This is a genomic window from Spirosoma knui (genome assembly GCF_054780635.1).
Genome location: NZ_BAAGVY010000002.1, coordinates 318,636 through 337,041, shown reverse-complemented (window position 1 = coordinate 337,041; position 18,406 = coordinate 318,636). Strand labels below are relative to the sequence as shown.

The following is an 18,406-nucleotide window of genomic DNA, read 5'->3' as shown; positions in this document are numbered from 1 at the left end:
ATGAAAACACTATTCAGCGTATTGGTTTGCCTGCTGATGAGCCTGACTCTATCAGCCCAGGACCACGTGTTCGTCGAAACAGAATCCTTCGAGAACAAAGGCGGCTGGGTGATCGACCAGCAGTCCTTCGTCGTACAGGGCTCGTCGTACATCATGGCGCACGGTATGGGCCGCCCCGTCAAGGACGCAACGACCATTGTGAAATTCCCCAAAAAAGGTAAGTACCAGATTTGGGTACGTACTAAAGACTGGGCACCGTTTCCGAAAGGGCCGGGTAAGTTTCAGGTGAAGCTCGACAACCGTCCGTTGCCGATGGTTTTCGGCGAAAGCGGCTCCGACGAGTGGAAATGGTACAACGGGGGCGAAATCAACGTAACGAACGAACAGATGGCACTCGCGCTGCACGACCTGACGGGTTTCAACGGCCGCTGCGACGCGATTCTGTTCACGAATGTGCCCAAATTTATGCCCCCCAACAAGCTGGAAGACCTCAACGCATTCCGCAACAAAGTACTGAACCTAACCGGCAAAACCGCCGAAGCGGGTCAGTTCGACCTGGTCGTGGTTGGTGGTGGTATTGCCGGTACGTGTGCGGCCATTTCGGGTGCCCGTATGGGCCTGAAAGTGGCGCTCATTCAGGACCGCCCGGTGCTGGGGGGTAACAACAGCTCCGAAATCCGCGTGCATTTGATGGGTGATACCGATAAAAACCATTACCCGAAACTCGGACGTATCGTGCGCGAAATGGACAACGGCGACCCCGGCAACGGCAACCCCGACGCCAAAGAATACGGCGATGCCCGCAAAACGAACATCGTGAAAGCTGAACGAAACATTACGCTGTTTCTTAATACGCACGTCTACAAAGTCGAGAAAGCAGCCGAAAAAATCGTGGCTGTTATCGGGCGCGACATCATAACTAACAAAGAAACCCGTTTCGAGGGCACCTACTTCTCCGACTGCACCGGCGACGGGACGCTGGGCCATCTGGCCGGGGCTGAATACCGCTTTGGGCGCGAAAGCAAAGCCGAAACAGGCGAGTCGCTGGCGGCCGAAAAAGCCGATCAGTTTACGCTGGGTACGTCGAATCTGTGGGCATCGCTGGAGCGCGACACCGTATCGTCGTTCCCCGAAACGCCCTGGGCTATTCCGTTTTCGGAGGAGTACCACATCGACGAACCCAAGGCGGATTGGCAGTGGGAAACGGGGTTCGGCAATTTCAACACCATCACCGACGCCGAAAAAATCCGCGACCATAACCTGCGCGCTATTTTTGGGAACTGGTCGTACCTGAAAAACAACAAGAAAGAAAAATACGCCAGGCGTGAACTGGCGTGGGTGGCCTACATCGGCGGCAAACGCGAATCGCGCCGGATCATCGGCGATCATATTCTCACGCAGATGGACATTCAGGAAGGCAAACAATATCCCGACGGAACCGCTACCGCCACCTGGACCATCGACCTGCATTTCCCCGACGCCAAAAACAGCAAATACTTTGAAGGACAGGAGTTTTTCGCGGGTACGAAGCACATCAAAGTGGCCCCGTATACGATTCCGTACCGCTGTTTGTACTCCAAAAATATTTCGAACCTGTTCATGGCAGGACGTAACATCAGCACCACGCACGTCGCGTTCGGCAGCACCCGCGTGATGCGGACCTGCGGCATGATGGGCGAAGTGGTAGGATTTGCCGCCTACGTAGCGAAGAAAAACAATACGTCGCCACGGGGGGTGTACGAGTCGCACCTGCCCGAATTGATGGGGATTATTAAAGATGAACCCGCCACAGCAAAACCATAGTCTGTTTCTCCTGGTCTGCCTGCCGTTTTTGTTCCTGTCAGCCGGAACAAAAACGGCAGTGGACGATCCGTTGATCAGTTTGTTGGGAGAAGCGCAGGGAACAACGTATCATATCAAATACCGCGACGAGCAGCAACGGAACCTCAAAGCGGAGGTGGATTCGGTACTGGCCCAAATTGATAAATGCCTGTCGCTTTACCGGGCCGATTCGGAGATTTCGCAGTTTAATCGGAGCCTGAAGCATCGGTTTCGGTCGCCTTATTTTTATCCAGTCTTAAGGAAGTCGGCCGTGGTGTTTCGGAACACGGACGGGGCCTTCGACCCGACCGTTTTGCCGCTCGTAGAAGCTTACGGATTTGGCGCAAACCGCACTGGACAGCTCGAACTGACGAACATCGATTCCATGATTCGACTCGTTGATTTTCGGAACATTACGTTCGATTCGACGAGCATACAGAAAACAAATCCGAACGTCAGAATTGATTTGAATGGCATCGCGCAGGGGTATTCGGTGGACGTGGTTGCGGAGCTATTGGAGTCGAAAGAGATTCAGCACTACATGGTCGAGATCGGCGGGGAGATTCGGACGAAAGGACAAAAAGGCGGGGGGCAATTCTGGACGGTCGGCATCACAAACCCGTTACGTCCCGAACAGCTTTATGTGACGATAAAACTGACGGGGCCGACCGAAGGCCGGGCCGTGACAACGGCGGGAAATTACCGAAATCACTACGTAGCGAATGGGCAGACGTTCAGCCACATCATTAACCCCAAAACGGGCCTGATGGAGCAAAGCGAGTTACTGAGCGTGACCGTTTTTGCCCCGGATGCCATCACGGCTGACGGCTACGACACGGCATTCATGGTGATGGGGCTCGAAAAAACAAAGCAATTTCTCGCACACCATACCGAGTTAGATGCGTACCTGCTGTATACCGACGCCGATGGAAAACTCCAGTCGTTCGCAACCGAAGGCGTAAAGAACTTATGAAAAACAACACGTTTCTTTTTATTGGTTTACTCATCAGCTCAGGCATTTGTCTCGGGCAAACCCCTCAGCTTGCGAACGACCATGTAAAGCTCGTCTGGGCAAAAACGGCGCAGGGCTTTGCCGTAAAACAAGTTCAGGTGAAGCAGGGCAGCCGCTGGCAAACGCTGGGAACGCCCTCGGGCGAACATACGCTGCTGTATTCGGCCGATAAGCCGTCTACCACGCCCGACACGACGTTCAACGACATCACCGGAGAGCCGTTTCCCGGCCCCAAATACCATTACCAGCGCGAACAATGGAATGAATGCACCAATCCGATTGCGCTCAATAAAGCCGGAAAAGCCATTCACTTTTTCCCGGCAACGGTTCAGACAACCGGCAAAACCAACGTAACGTTTCGGCAGGAAACCGACGTAGCTACCATCAGCACCACCTGGTCGCTGGACCCGACATTCCCGACGGACGTAGTCGTTAGCCAACAGCTCACGGCCAAGAAACAAGGCTATTTTTCGCTGGCCACGCCATCCATCGCCACAATCGCCGAATCGCAGTTGAGCTGGGCAACCGTACCGGGCTATTTCCAGGGCAATACGTTCCAGACCAATTTCGCACTTGCCTACGCCTATGGGCACGGCATCCCAACCCTTCCCGCCATTTATCGCGAACGGAGTGCCAGTACGTTGTCGCCGATGGTGAGCACCCGTAACGGTTTGACTTTATCGGTAATTCCGCAACCCGGCCTGGGCCGCGATCCGTGGAAATCCGACAAACTCACCCAGACCGATTGGGAGCTTGGGTTATCGCACATGAACCGCAAAGCCCAACTGTCGCCGACCTTGTATTTCCCAATTCTGGGCGAAGCAAAATCGGCGCTGAAAGCCGGGGAAACCGTAAGCTATACGTTCCAGTACAGCCTCACGAATGGCGACTGGTTCAAGGCGCTGAACCACGCGGTATATGATGTGTACCGGTTTAAAGAATCGCTGGCCATCCGGCAGAATAAACAGTCGCTGACCGACCGGCTCGAAAAAATGCACCACTACCTCACCGACCCGAAAACATCGCTGTGGAACGTTGAGGAATTTGAAGGCCGGAAAATTGGGGCGCAATCCTACCTGGGGGGCGTTGTCGGCTCCAATAAAGACGCCATGAAGAACTCGGACTATGGTGCAATGTGGATGCTCGCGGCATCGACGAACGATCCGCTGCTGACCCAGAACGTGTTGCCCTACGCCTTAAATTTCAAACTGGTCCAGCAGCAAACGACACCGGGCTTTTTTGAAGGGGCTGTTCGGGGGCAGTATTACCTGGCGAAATCCAAAAAGTTTGTCGAGGAGTGGGGCGACGTAATGGAGCCAATCGGCGTTACGTATTACACCCTGCTCGATGTGGGTAATATGCTGCTCTTCGAGCCGAATAATGCCGAACTGAAACAGCGGCTAAAACTTGGCGCGGAACGGTTATTGAGCTGGCAGAAACCCGATGGTAGCTGGGCCGTTGCCTACGACCATACCAGCAATGCGGAAATTTTCAGGGACATTCAGGATGTTCGCCCTACGTTCTACGGAATGATCGTTGCCTATCGCCTGCTGAACGATCCGAAGTACCTCACGGCCGCCAAAAAGGGAGCCGACTGGATGCTGAAACAGGCCATCGAAACCGGCAGCTACCTCGGCGTTTGTGGCGATGCCCGCTACGCTCCTGACTTCGCCACTGGTCAGACGGCGCAGGCCTACCTCGATTTATACGATCTGACGAACGAAGCCCGCTACAAAGAAGCTGCTATTACGGCCGCTAAAGTCTATACGACTTCGATTTATACGCACCCAATTGCCAGCCACAAGCCCAAAACGGTAAATGGTATCGCCCGCGAGGATTGGGAGATCAGCCAGACCGGACTGAATTTTGAACATGGCGGCATTTTCGGCTCGGCGAATCGACACGGGCCTATTCAACTGGCCAGTCATGCGGGCATGTTCATTCGCCTGTATCGCCTGACCAGAGAGCCTATTTTTGCCGATATGGCGCGGGCGGCTGCCGTCGGTCGCCATGCGTTCGTTGACCCGCAAACCAGCGTCGCTTCGTACTACTGGAACACCATGAACAAGGGTGCCGGGCCGTATCCGCATCATGCGTGGTGGCAAATCGGCTGGCTTACGGATTACCTGCTGGCCGAAGTCGAGTTGCGCTCTGGTGGAAAGGCTACGTTCCCGCGCGGGTTTGTTACGCCCAAAGTCGGTCCACATCAAACCTACGGATTCGCACCGGGCCGCATCTACGGCCAGGAAGCTCATCTGCTGATTCGGGAAGGTATCGTGCTGCCCGACAACCCGAATGTGGAATACGTCCTGGCGCAATCGGCCGACAAAAAACAGTTGTTCATCATATTGCTCAACAACCGGGCGCAAGCCACCAATGCCCTGGTTCAGCTAAAGCCGGAGGTGCTGCGGCCGGGCAAAGGCGTACTGAAATCGGTATCCGATACTCGTTCGCTGGATGCAGCTAAAGCAGCCGTTCAGTTGGCTCCGTTTGGTATAGCGGTCTGGTCGTACGAATGGCAGTAGCGGCACGCAACGTAACAATCTTAACTCGAACTAATTATGCATCTGAGAAATCTGATTCTTGTCCTGCTCAGTAGTTGGCTGCTGATAAACTGCCCACTAGCCTGGTCGCAGCAAACGCTGACTATTCAGAATGACACATATCAGATTTCGGTACCTGCCCGCCTGACGTCACAATCAACGCTGACGATTACAAAAGGCAATCTACGTCGGCAGGTCCGTCCGGAATTAGTGCTGCAATCCACGGTCCAGAACCCGAATCTGCAACACACAGCCGCCGAAAAAACGCGCTACCCGACTGCGGGCTGGAAGCGCTCAGACAAGGACATTGAGCGCGATGCTTTTAAAGCCGCTCCGACTGCGTATCATCGGGCGGCAAGCGTCCGGCAGGGCACGCGTAACGAGCTGATTTTCTCGTTTACCCAAACGCCCCAGGGTACCCTGGGGCTGCGCGTTACGTTGCCACCCGGCCACGATGCCCCTGTGATCGAGATGCAGCTCAGCCCGAAAAAAGAAGCCTATTACTCGCTTGGCTTCACGGGCGTAACGGCCACCGATACGGCTCAGGTGCAGTTTCTGTACCAGCCGATGGTCTGGTCATGGCGGAGGTTTCCGGCGAAGTCGTACCTGGCTCCCGAAGCCTTTGCGCTCACGGCCGCTACGTTCGTCAATACCAATGGTCTCACCGAAGGCGTAGCGCCCGACCCGTCCGAAATTCCGTACCGCTACGCCTTTACCAAAAATTCGCGCTTCGGGCTGGTACTCCGCGACGAAGCCGGGAAAGCCCGCCCGATGCTGTTCGCGCCGATTCTGGGGGGCGAAGAGTCGAAGATGACACCGGGGAAAACGTATTCGTTCAAACTTCGCTACGTCCTGCATCCGGGCGACTGGTACGCGGGCACACAGTACGTATTACGCGACATTTTCCGCTACAAAAAAGAACGGCAGAACGCCACCGTTTCGCTCAATCAGACGCTCCAGAACATGATCGACTACGCGATGGGGCCGTATGGCGGTTGGGTAGACGAACTGAAAGGCTCGGATTATGTGCAGGATGTGGTAGGCTCGGTCAAGAACGTATCGGCCCTGCACGCGCTGGGCGTCGCCTTGAGTACGGGAAGCATGGAAATTTACCGGCGTCGGGCCCTGCCGATGATGGAATACGTCATGTCGCGGGAGAAATACCTGTACGCCATTTCCGACACGATACGCCTGCAAAGTCCGTCGCATTTTCTAAAAGGCCCCTGCGTCGAAATCGGTGAATTATCCGGCTTGCACGACATGACGGGTGGCCGAACTTCAGCGTTCCGGCTCGAAACCGAACGCATTTTCGGCACCGCCCGCAAATTGAACCTGAACACTGCCACGGGTGGCGATTCGTGGCAGGATTTTCTGGCGCGTTACCGAATGGAACGCAATCCAGCCGACCTCGAAAAAGCGCGTCAGAAAGCGGATGCGGCCATTATACAGGAACTGGGCAAGTACCCGACCAACTTCCAGACCAACGCAGGTTTGAAGGACTCCGAAGCCTTGTTCTACACCGATTTCACCCCGCGCTGGATGGATCTTCTGGAGTTGTATGAGGAAACAAAGGAACCCCGGTATCTGGAAGCGTCGGTCGTCGGTGCGCGGCAGATGCTGCTCTGGTTACGATCCAATCCGATGGCTCCCGACTCGGCGATTACCGTCAATAGGGGGGGCGTCGTAAACGGCCAGGCGCATAAACGCTACAAGATCAACAGCCTCGACTTTCTGCCCGGTTTCGACGCCACCATTCAGGCTCCCGAACAGAAAATCGACGCCTGGCGCACGTCACTGGTAGGGCTTTCGCCCGAGCAGCCGCACACCTACGTCGGCAACGGTCCGATCATGTTAGCGCACTATGCCGCTGATTTGCTTCGACTGGCCCACCTAGCGAACGATACGTTGTTTCGCGATGCGGCTTACAACGCCGTGGTTGGGCGCTACGCGAATTTCCCCGGATATTATTTTACGACGTTGAATACCAACGTCTATCAATCACCCGATTACCCCTTGCATGACTATTGGGACATCAAATTCAACTTCATCTTTTTCAATCACATCTGGCCGCACATTGCGCTGGTAATGGATTTTCTGGTCAGCGACGCGTACCGGTTATCGAAAGGACAGGTCAATTTTCCGTCGGCCTACGCGCCCGGTTACGCATACCTGAGCAGCAAAGTCTATGGGCACAAAGCGGGCGAGGTATTTGGCAATAAAGACGTAAAGCTCTGGTTGCCCGCCCATGCCTTGCAGGTCGATGAGATTGCCTTGAACCATGTCCTTGGCGTGGGCGCAACCGACTTGTATGTCGTGCTGATGAATACGGCCAACCAGCCCATTACATCGATGCTGCGTTTGCAACCCGATCTAATTCCGTGGAACAAAGGGCAAACGTATAAGACTACTGTTTATCAGGCCGATGGTACGTCCACAGTGGGCACCATGACCGACGGAAAACTATCGGCAAACGTCCCTTCGCAGGGGTTGATCGCTATAAAAATTCATGGCTTGACGGTAGACGTACCCTTGCAGAAACAGGCCGCTCTAGACCCACAAACGCGCGCATCTGCGCAGCAGAGGTTTCACCGGAAGGAAACCGCCACGACGCTGGGCACCGTAACGGGCATACTGTTCAATCTGGTACCGCAGTTTTCGGATGCGTATATATTTACGGATGCCACCGAAAAAACGCTGAAACAGGTGACGCTACGCCATCGGCTGGGAAATGAGACCTGGAAAACCATTGAGGATACCCGCTATCCCTATGAATTCAGTATCCATCTGAACGACCCGAAACAACCGCTGGAATACCGGCTGGACGGAATTGGCCTGGACGGGAAAACCGTAACGCTCGACTCATTAACGCTACGTAACTAACGCATGAATACGACCATTGATACCACCGTTATCGTCATTTTCTCGGCGTTTGTGCTGGGAATTGGGATGCTGTTTGCCCGGACGGGCCGCAACCTGAAATCGTTTTTTGCGGGTGGCGAAGCCGTTCCCTGGTTCATTGGGGGCCTCTCGTTGTTCATGAGCTTTTTCTCCGCCGGTACGTTTGTTGCCTGGGGCAGTATCGCCTACAAATACGGCTGGGTGGCCATTACCATTCAGTGGACCATGTGCATCGGCGCCCTGGTAACGGGGCTGTATCTGGCGCCCCGCTGGAAAGCCACGGGCGCGCTGACGGCCGCCGAATTCATCCGCGAACGGCTCGGCCTCACGGTGCAGAAAGCCTATATTTTCATCTTCACACTGGTCAGCATTTTCATTAAAGGCTCGGTGCTTTATCCCGTAGCCAAATTGGTCAGTTCGTCCTTGAACCTGCCCCTCATTCCGACGACCATCGGGCTGGGCATTTTCATGATTGCGTACACGGCCGTTGGTGGTTTGTGGGCCGTGATGGTAACCGATATTTTGCAATTTGTGGTGCTGTCGGCCGCCGTATTCATTCTGCTTCCCCTCTCGCTCGACAAGGTGGGTGGCTTCGATGGCTTTTTGCAGAACGTACCCACCGATTTTTTCAGCCCGCTCAACGGCGAATACACGATTGGGTTCGTGTTGGCCTTTGTCGTGTATCATATCGCCTACATTGGCGGTAACTGGACATTCGTGCAGCGCTATACCAGTGTTGACAGTCCAAAATCGGCCCGAAAAGTGGCCTTCCTGTTCGCGGGCCTGTATTTGATCAGCCCGGTAATCTGGATGATGCCGCCCATGATTTACCGCGTCATTGATCCCTCATTAACCGGACTAGACACCGAAAACGCGTACCTAAAAATCTGCCAGTTAGTGCTGCCACCCGGTTTGCTGGGCCTCATGCTGACGGGTATGTATTTCTCAACGTCGGCCAGCGCGAATACGGCGCTGAACGTCGTATCGGCGGTGTTTACGAACGATATTTATAAAGGGCTGATGAACCCGAAAGCCTCCGACCGGCAACTGATTCGCGTCGCGCGGGGGTCATCGTGGTTTTTTGGGCTAGGAATGATTGTGATTGCCCTGCTGGTGCCGAAAGCAGGCGGTATTGTCGAAGTAGTGCTGAGTATTTCGTCGATCACGGGCGGGCCTTTGCTGGCACCTCCCCTCTGGGCCTTATTCTCTAAACGACTCACCAGCCGCGCTACACTCGGCATCACCAGCATCGGACTGGCGGTGAATCTGTTCTTCAAAGTGTTATCCCCCATTCTGTTCGACTTCAAACTGTCGCGTGGTGCCGAAACCGTTATTGGCGTTGGCCTGACGTTGGCCCTACTCATGATCTACGAACTCTACGCTCGCTCGAAAGGTCAGGTCGCCGATGAGCATTTGCAGTACGTAGCCGCTCGCCAACGCAAACGTGATGACGTATCGGATGCTACTTCCGAAGAAGAGAAACGAGCGATTGTCGCTCAAAATCAATTCGGCCTGAAAGTCATCGCGGGTTCGCTGGTCTTTACGGCACTGATGCTGTTCGGACTAGGCGTACTAGCCGATGTTGGTGGTAGTGTTACGTCGATCATCGGGGTCGTGATTCTGCTGGCCGCGCTGATTCCGTGGCGAGCCAGCCAACGTAAAGAAGCAACCGATGAACCCTTAAATCAGACGGAGAAATTCATCAATTCGAATAACTGAAACTTGAGGAAAATCAATGGTACGAAGAATGGAAAAATGGCGATCTTCTGAAACCAGATACGTAACATCTGCCGCTAAAGCACAGTCGACATACTTGTTATCATCAGTATCATTTTCCATTAAGCCCCAGTCAAAATAAATCGCTTGCAATATGCAGTTTTCAAGGGATAACAAGAGCTTTACTACATTGTCTGCAACGGAAGGAGAGGTTTTCTCCGCTAGTTTCTCATGGTATTCGAGAAGAATATCGTTACTAACCACAAGCTCAAAACGTCCAGTTCGCAACGCATCGAAAATTGGACGATACGGCGAGGCTACCGGCAGTGAAATCAATAATACATTTATATCAAGAACAACGCGCATCCTCAGGCTTTGGTCGAACGCAAATGTTCCTGTTTCCAATCTTGAATGGTCTGCTCATTCCAGCCCTTTTCTTGCCACAATTGATTCATTTCACTATCAATCTTCCGGGCGAAATAGTCAGCCAATAGTTGACGAATTTCCTGAATCTGGGCATCGGATACGTTATACGGATAGAGCTTCAGCAACTCCAGTTGCAGATTACTCAGTGAGGAAACGTTTTGAACAGCCATATCAGAACCTGTTTTTCACAAATTTACTTAAAATAACTTGTCTAATCCTGGGTTTAACGGCTTCTGCGTTTGCCCAGCAATCCACCCTCAACGGTACGTGGTTGTTCCGCACCGATCCCAACAACATCGGCGAGACCGAACGCGGCCCGCAGCAGGCCTGGTTCTGGCCCGAAGCCAACGTAACGGGCTGGGATTCGCTGCCGGTTCCGGGCAACTGGGATTTGCGAAACGAGTACGCCCAATACGTCGGGAAAGGCTGGTATCGGCGTACGTTCGCTACACCCGCCCACAACGCCAACACGGTAGTGCGGCTGTTGTTCGAAGCGGTTTATCACGATTGTACAGTCTGGCTCAACGGACACAAGCTGGGCGAAAATCACAGCGGTTTCCTGCCGTTCGAGTTCGACGTAACGAAGTTATTGAATCCCAACTCACCAAACACGCTGGTCGTTTGCGCGGATAACTCACTCACACGCGGGGCCATCTGGAACTGGGGGGGTATCCGTCGGCCGGTATCGCTGGTGGTTTCGAACCCCGTCCGAATTGTTCGGCAACACATCACGCCATCGGTCAATCTAGCCGGAAAATCGGCGAACGTAGCGGTGCGGGTCTTCCTGCAAAACCATACGGATCAACCCAGCGACGTATCAGGTACCGTAGCCCTTTCCTCGGCTAATGGTTTTACAAGATCGTTGCCGTTCAACGTGAGCGTACCGGCCAGCGGAACCACTTCGGCGTTGGTGCGAACTACGATTTCGCCCAAAGAAACGCATCTGTGGCATTTCGACGATCCGTTTTTGTATACCTCCAGCGTAACGCTTTCGAACCGGGCCGCCAGCGAGGGCGAGAAGCAAACCAACCGCTTCGGGCTGCGTAAAATCGAGATCGATAATAAAGCGTATACGCTTAAACTCAACGGCGAGGTGATTCGTCCGATGGGCTTCAATCTGGTGCCCGACGACCGCACGACGGGCAATACGTTGCCGACCTGGCGGATAAAGGAAGATATTGATTTGCTCAAAGGTGTGGGCTGCACGCTGACCCGGCTCTCGCACCTGTGCCTGCCCGACGAGGTGATGGACTACCTCGACGAACGCGGCATGCTGGTTATTTCCGAGATTCCACTCTGGGGATTCGACCAATTTGCCGACCCCGCCAGTGCTACCTCGCGCGATTGGCTTACCCGGCTCATAACGAATCAATACAACCACCCGAGCGTGATCGGCTGGAGCGTGGGCAACGAAAACGGCTATTTTCCAAAAGCCATTTCCTACGCCAAAGAAGCCATTCCGTACGCCCGAACGCTGGACAGCACCCGGTTTGTATCGGTCGTGAGCCATACAGGGCAATACACACCCGACGTTGTCGATTTTGGCGACATCGGGCTCCTGAACCGCTACGGGCAAAATTTAGGCCCGACTACGCGCCAGCAGCACGAAAAACATCCCGAGAAAACCTTGTTTTACACCGAATACGGCATTACGCAACTGGCCGAAAACCTGGACGCTACGTTCAATGCCCGGCTCTTGGTCGATTCGATACGAAACCTACCCTATCTCATTGGCGGGTCGCTGTGGACCTTCAACGATTATCGGAGTCGATTCAATGGCACGAAAGAAGGGTCTGGCAATCGTCCGTGGGGTGTCGTGGATGTGTACCGGCGTAAGAAACAGGCATATTTTGCAATACGTAACGAGTACAATCCAGTCCGAAAGCTGGACGTCAACGCGAGTGCTACGTCGGCAACGGTTACGCTGACACCACGCGGGATTCTCGATCTGCCCGCGTATCCGCTACATAATTATCGGCTGCTCTGGAAACGTACCGACGCAGCGGGTAAAATCGGTCAGGGTGGTTTGGTCAATCTCCCCGACATCCGCCCCGGCGACGCGGCCAAAACCTATTCGGTTAATTGGCAACCCGACAACGCCTTTTCGCTGACCGTTGAGTTGATAACGCCCACAGGCGATGTGCAGGCCGACACTACGTTGTTTCTGCAAAAGCCAGCAGCGCCAAAAGTCACGTACCTCAACGGCGGACGTTCGTATTATAACGGCACGAATGGCGGAGGAGTAATACGGATTCATTTCGAGAAAAGCCCCACCGCTACACAGTACAAAGCCCGCTACGGCGAAACCAAGCCCGATCAGGAAACACCCGCTACGCTCAACGATTATATTGATATTCCGAAGCTGGTACTGGGCAAAACGTATCAGGTAGCGCTGGTGGGCATGAACAACGCTGGCGAAACCCAGTCAACCGACATTCGTTCCGTGAAAGTCGATACGCTGCAGTTTGCCCCGCCGGTTATTCAACACGTAGAACCGGCCGACGGTGGATTTTACCTCGGCTACGCCAGCCCCGAAGCGGATTATATGTACCGCGTTCAGGTGACTACGCAACCCGGCAATTACGCCAGCGCCCGGCTGGTACAAGCCATGACGCCCGGTACGTTGTTTGTGCCGAATCTGACAAATGGACAAGCTTATTCTTGTCGACTTCAGCGTGTTACCGACAGTTGGAGCGACTCCGACTGGTCGGAAGAACGTAGCGTTACGCCCGATGGCGGTCAGCGGCCAGCGACTCCGGTTTTGCAGGGCATTGTCCGTTCGGGCCGCGATGCGATGATCTGCTTCGACCCCGTTCCGAAAGCCACTGGCTATGTACTGGACTACCGCCCGGCGGGTTCGCAAACCTGGCTTTCACAGTCTATTTCAGCGGCTCAGACCGGTCGGTTTATCCTCACCGGAATAGATCTAAAAAAGACGTATCAATACCGGCTCGCTACGACAAATCAGGTGGGTCAATCAACATTTTCTGTAAGCATATCCGATCAACCCAATGATAAAGTCCAACGCAACCGATAAACGTGCCCTCAAAACCATTTCTCGTTCCGCTGATCTGATTGTGGTTGGCGGAGGTCTATCCGGCGTTTGCAGTGCCATTACAGCCGCCCGGGCGGGTGCTCAGGTGGTGCTGGTGCAGGATCGACCCGTTCTGGGTGGCAATGCCTCCAGCGAAGTTCGCCTGTGGGTGCTCGGCGCTACGTCGCACATGGGCAACAACAACCGCTGGGCTCGCGAAGGGGGTGTCATTGACGAACTGCTGGTCGAGAACTGGTACCGCAACCCCGAAGGCAACCCCATCATTTTCGATACGATTCTGCTTGAAAAAGTAGTACTGGAACCTAACATTACACTGCTCCTCAATACGGTGGTATACGAAGTTGAAAAAGCTGCGGTCGGCGCTCAGGATTCCAACACGATCAGTGGTCTGAAGGCGTTTTGTTCGCAAAATAGTACATTGTACGACCTGGTTGCGCCCTTATTCTGCGACGCGTCGGGTGATGGCATCGTTGGCTTTCAGGCCGGAGCCGCCTTCCGAATGGGTGCCGAATCGTCGGACGAGTTTGGGGAGAAGTTTGCGCCAACGGCCGAATACGGGGAGCTGCTGGGGCACTCGCTTTATTTCTACTCGAAAGATGTGGGTCGGCCGGTGAAGTTTACGCCCCCGGCTTACGCGCTGGATGACATCACCAAAATTCCGCGGTACCGGCGGTTCAACGCCCAGGAATATGGCTGCCAGTTGTGGTGGATTGAATACGGCGGTCGGCTCGACACCGTTCACGAGACCGAAACCATCAAATGGGAACTCTGGAAAGTCGTGTACGGCGTCTGGAACCACATTAAAAATTCAGGGCAGTTTCCCGAAGCCGAAAATTTAACGCTTGAATGGGTTGGTACGATTCCGGGCAAGCGCGAAAGTCGGCGGTTCGAGGGCGATTACATGCTTATTCAGCAGGACGTCGTGGAGCAGCGCGAACACCCCGACGCAGTAGCCTTTGGCGGCTGGAGCATTGATTTGCACCCGGCCGATGGCGTTTTCAGCGAAAAACCGGGTTGCAACCAGTGGCACAGCAAAGGCATTTATCCCATTCCGTACCGCTGTTTGTATTCCCGAAATATCGACAATCTGTTTCTGGCCGGACGCATCATCTCGGCCTCGCACGTCGCCTTTGGCTCGTCGCGGGTGATGGCTACGGGTGCACACGTCGGACAGGCGGCTGGTATGGCAGCGGCTATATGCGCCCGCGATGGGCTGCGTCCGCGTGATTTGCTGGAACCGCAACGCATGACGTCTCTACAAACCGAACTGCTGAAAACGGGCCAGCACATTCCCGGTCTCACGTTGGCGGATGCGGATGATTTAACGCGAACCGCTACGGTATCTTCGTCCAGCGAGTTTGTACTGACGCAATTACCTGCTGATGGACCGCTGGAACCGCTGGCCGATTCAGCCGCGCAGATGCTGCCCCTACCCAAAGGGCCGGTTCCGCAGATGACCGCCTTCGTTACGTCGGCTGCCGATACGACCTTGACCGTTGAGCTCCGCAGCAGCAGCAAAACGAAAAACCACACCCCCGACGTAACGCTGCAAACGCTGACCATTCCAATTCAGAAAGGAAAGCAGGAAATCCGGCTGGCGTTCGACGTAACGCTTGATGAGCCGCAGTACGTGTTTGTCATGTTCCTCAAGAACGAGCACATTCAACTGCAATACAGCCAGCTGCGCGTCACGGGTGTATTATCGGTGTTCAACAAGACGAATCCGGCCGTCTCGAACTACGGAAAACAGGAACCGACGGAAGATATTGGCGTAGATGCGTTTGAATTCTGGTGCCCATCGCGTCGACCCAACGGCCATAACATAGCGCTCACGATTGACGGTGGAATTTCGGTCTTCGACGCCAGCAACGTAACGAATGGGTTGCAACGACCTACGAATCAGCCCAATGCCTGGGTAGCGAGTTTAACCGACACCAACCCGACCTTAACGGTACGTTGGCCGGAGAAGCAACTGATCAGCCGCGTCGAGTTATTTTTCGATACCGACTTCGATCATCCGCTCGAAACGGTAATTATGCTCAATCCCGAAACGGTTTCGCCGTTTTGTGTGCAGCACTACGTCCTTTGCAACGACCGTCAGGAGCGGATTCACGAAACGACCGACAACCACCAGGCAAGGAACACGATCCGGTTCAGCGAACCTGCCGAAACCAGTCAGTTAACGATCCACCTCAAGCCGCAACCGGGGCAGGCTCCGGCGGCCTTGCTGGAAGTTCGCTGCTACGCATAAAAGGCATCCGACTGGTACAACGAAGGGTATTCCTTAAACTAAGGGGGTTATGCATGAAAAGCTGAGTGCCAGTTTTTCGTGCATAACCCCCAATTGTTGTGTTACTTCAGATTTTTAAGATAGGCGATGCTTTGGGGCACCTGCACGTCTTCTTTATTACTTTCATCTTCAATGAAGTAGTGTTTCACGCCAACCTTTTTGGCCGTTTTCAGCACCGCTGGCATATCGATCTGCCCTTGGCCCAGCACCACATCATTTTCGGGCGGTGTTCCGCCACTCAAATCACCTTTAACCCCTTTTCTAAGGTCTTTCAGGTGCATCAGTTTCCAGCGGCTGCCATATTTGTTCAGCAGTTTAACCGGGTCGGCCCCGCCATGCTGCGCCCACATAATGTCCATTTCGAACGATACGTATTTCGGGTCGGTGTTTTTCACGATGTAATCAAATAACGTACCGTCCTGATACGGCTGAAACTCATAGCCGTGGTTGTGGTAGCAGAACGTCAGTCCGTTGTCGGCCAGGACCTTTCCTACACGGTTGAAATCCTCGACGGCCTTCTGCGCATTTTCAAGCGAGAAATTGCTCTTTTGATGCGGAATCCAGGCGACCATTACATACGATGCGCCCAGCGCTTTCGCCTTTTTGACCACAGATTCGGGATCTTTCACAATCTGTTCGTAGCCCGAACCGGTCGCGACTAATTTGATGCCGCGCTGATCGAGCATTTTCTTGAACTCCTCTTCAGTCAGTCCCTTGGGTGCTCCGCCTTCCATCTCCGTAAAGCCCAGCGATTTAATGAGGTCTAGCGTAGCGGTCACATCTTTCGGAAAGCTATTCCGATACGTATACGATTCAATACCCAGCGGAAACGTATAGACCGACTTACTGGATTGTGCAGAAACGGCAGTCAGGCCAAGCCCGAGCGCGGCAACCCCGAACAGGGCACTCTTAAGTTTATGTATCATAGACAGTTTACAGGTTTTTCTTTTTCAGTTCGCTCACGGCAAAATCGGCCGCCCGCGCCGTAAAGGCCATATACGTCAGTGACGGGTTCTGCGTGGCGGTCGAGGTCATGCAGGCCCCATCGGTCACAAACACGTTCTTCACCGCGTGCAGTTGATTCCACTTATTCAGCAACGAGGTTTTCGGGTCTCTGCCCATCCGAACGCCACCCATCTCGTGAATGTCAGACCCCGGAGCGGCATGCGAATCTATCGCTTTAATATCCCGGAAACCGGCCAGCGTGAACATTTCTGTCATCTGCTCGATGTAATCCTTTACCATCTTATCGTCGTTCCCGGTCCAGTCGGCAGACGTAATGAGCTGGGGGATTCCGTATTTGTCTTTCTGGTTCGGATCGAGCCGAACGTGGTTCTTCTCAATGGGTACCGTTTCGCCCATCATCCAGCCGCTGACGTTCCAAGGGCCGAGCTTGGGGTTCAGGAGTTGTTCTTTCAGGGTGAGGCCCATACCGTCGCGGTTCTGAATCGTACCCCGCCCTCCGCCAACGCCAACCGCATACCCCCGCAGAAAATCGGTTTCCTGCTTGTGCACGTTCCGGAACCGGGGAATGTAGCCATTGCTGGGGTTCTTTCCGTCGGTAGTTTTATCCGCAAACCCATCATACTGCGCCGAAATTTTGCCCCGGTAGTTATGCCAGGCGATATACTTACCCAGTAAGCCGCTGTCATTACCTAAGCCGTTTGGGAAACGGCTGGAAATTGAGTTCAGCAGAATAAGGTTACTGTTCAGCGCGGAGCCATTCACGAAGATGATTCTGGCGTAGAACTCCATCATCTGTTTGGTATTGGCATCGACCACCCGAACGCCCGACGCCCGGCCCTTCTTTTCGTCGTAAATGATCGAATGCACCACCGAGTGCGGCCGCAGGGTCATATTGCCGGTTTTTTCGGCCCACGGTAAAGTCGACGCATTGCTGCTGAAATACCCGCCGAATGGACAGCCCCGAACGCATAACGACCGGTGCTGACACTGCGCCCGCCCCTGGGCCGTATGGATCGGCTGCGGCTTGGTGATGTGCGCGCACCGCCCCTGAATCAGTTGACGATCTTTATAATGCTGGGCAATAACGCCCTGCAGGTGCGACTCCACGCAGTTCAGTTCAATCGGCGGCAGAAACTCCCCGTCGGGCAAGTGCGGCAAACCGTCTTTATTCCCGGAAATACCGGCGAACTTTTCAACGTAACTATACCAGGGTGCTATGTCGGCGTAACGAATCGGCCAGTCGACGGCATAGCCATCGCGAACCGGACCTTCGAAATCGAAGTCACTCAAACGCTGGGTCTGGCGCGCCCACAGCAATGATTTACCACCGACGTGGTAGCCGCGGGTCCAGGCAAACGGCTTTTCTTCCACAAAGGGCTGCTCATCGGGTTTGATGGCCCAGTGCAGGGTTTCTTCCCGCATGAACGAGCGGATATTCCCGTATTGTGCCCGTACTGCCAGCGGAACCTGACCGCGGTGCTCAAACTCCCAGGGGTTCAGGTTCGCCGTTGGGTAATCGACTACGTGCTTTACGTCGCGACCCCGTTCGAGCACCAGCGTTTTGAGTCCTTTCTCAGTCAGTTCTTTAGCAGCCCACCCCCCACTAATGCCCGACCCAATTACGATCGCATCGTACGTCATGCTCTTAGCGGCATCAATCGCAAAATTCGCCATATCGG

At 54.3% G+C, this 18,406-nt stretch carries 11 protein-coding genes; 7 read left to right on the top strand and 4 right to left on the bottom strand.

Features of this window, described 5'->3' with window-relative positions:
* The 5 genes from ACYVIY_RS06080 to ACYVIY_RS06060 are packed head-to-tail and all read left to right on the top strand — an operon-like array spanning window position 1 to window position 9,993.
* Window positions 1-1,803 carry an FAD-dependent oxidoreductase gene (locus tag ACYVIY_RS06080; protein WP_460975406.1) on the top strand — a complete coding sequence of 601 codons (1,803 nt, stop codon included), beginning with the start codon at window positions 1-3 and terminating at the stop codon, window positions 1,801-1,803.
* The gene (locus tag ACYVIY_RS06075) at window positions 1,778-2,794 is read left to right on the top strand and encodes an FAD:protein FMN transferase (RefSeq protein WP_460975405.1); all 1,017 of its coding nucleotides are present in this window, start codon (window positions 1,778-1,780) and stop codon (window positions 2,792-2,794) included. Before ACYVIY_RS06080 ends, ACYVIY_RS06075 begins: the two co-directional genes overlap by 26 nt.
* The gene (locus ACYVIY_RS06070; RefSeq protein ID WP_460975404.1) at window positions 2,791-5,358 is read left to right on the top strand and encodes a glycerophosphoryl diester phosphodiesterase; all 2,568 of its coding nucleotides are present in this window, start codon (window positions 2,791-2,793) and stop codon (window positions 5,356-5,358) included. The genes ACYVIY_RS06075 and ACYVIY_RS06070 overlap by 4 nt, the downstream gene beginning before the upstream one ends.
* Window positions 5,359-5,394: 36 nt before the next feature.
* On the top strand, window positions 5,395-8,256 hold the full coding sequence (locus ACYVIY_RS06065) for a hypothetical protein (RefSeq protein WP_460975403.1): 2,862 nt from the start codon (window positions 5,395-5,397) through the stop codon (window positions 8,254-8,256).
* Window positions 8,257-8,259: 3 nt separating this feature from the next.
* Window positions 8,260-9,993: a sodium:solute symporter family protein gene (locus tag ACYVIY_RS06060; protein ID WP_460975402.1), complete on the top strand. Its 1,734-nt coding sequence runs from the start codon at window positions 8,260-8,262 to the stop codon at window positions 9,991-9,993.
* Here ACYVIY_RS06060 and ACYVIY_RS06055 read toward each other — a convergent pair.
* Window positions 9,955-10,356: a PIN domain-containing protein gene (locus ACYVIY_RS06055; RefSeq protein WP_460975401.1), complete on the bottom strand. Its 402-nt coding sequence runs from the start codon at window positions 10,354-10,356 to the stop codon at window positions 9,955-9,957. The two genes, ACYVIY_RS06060 and ACYVIY_RS06055, sit on opposite strands and share 39 nt — an antisense overlap.
* A gap of 2 nt (window positions 10,357-10,358) precedes the next feature.
* Window positions 10,359-10,586, bottom strand: coding sequence for a hypothetical protein (locus tag ACYVIY_RS06050; protein WP_460975400.1), 228 nt, complete (start codon window positions 10,584-10,586; stop codon window positions 10,359-10,361).
* On the opposite strand from ACYVIY_RS06050, the gene ACYVIY_RS06045 reads away from it, so the two are divergent.
* Window positions 10,562-13,453, top strand: coding sequence for a sugar-binding domain-containing protein (locus ACYVIY_RS06045; protein WP_460975399.1), 2,892 nt, complete (start codon window positions 10,562-10,564; stop codon window positions 13,451-13,453). The genes ACYVIY_RS06050 and ACYVIY_RS06045 overlap by 25 nt on opposite strands.
* Window positions 13,428-15,722 carry an FAD-dependent oxidoreductase gene (locus ACYVIY_RS06040; RefSeq protein WP_460975398.1) on the top strand — a complete coding sequence of 765 codons (2,295 nt, stop codon included), beginning with the start codon at window positions 13,428-13,430 and terminating at the stop codon, window positions 15,720-15,722. Before ACYVIY_RS06045 ends, ACYVIY_RS06040 begins: the two co-directional genes overlap by 26 nt.
* 101 nt (window positions 15,723-15,823) lie before the next feature.
* Here ACYVIY_RS06040 and ACYVIY_RS06035 read toward each other — a convergent pair whose 3' ends face one another.
* Window positions 15,824-16,687: a sugar phosphate isomerase/epimerase family protein gene (locus ACYVIY_RS06035; protein ID WP_460975397.1), complete on the bottom strand. Its 864-nt coding sequence runs from the start codon at window positions 16,685-16,687 to the stop codon at window positions 15,824-15,826.
* Window positions 16,688-16,694: 7 nt separating this feature from the next.
* Window positions 16,695-18,401: a GMC oxidoreductase gene (locus ACYVIY_RS06030; RefSeq protein WP_460975396.1), complete on the bottom strand. Its 1,707-nt coding sequence runs from the start codon at window positions 18,399-18,401 to the stop codon at window positions 16,695-16,697.
* Between the last annotated feature and the right edge of the window lie 5 nt (window positions 18,402-18,406).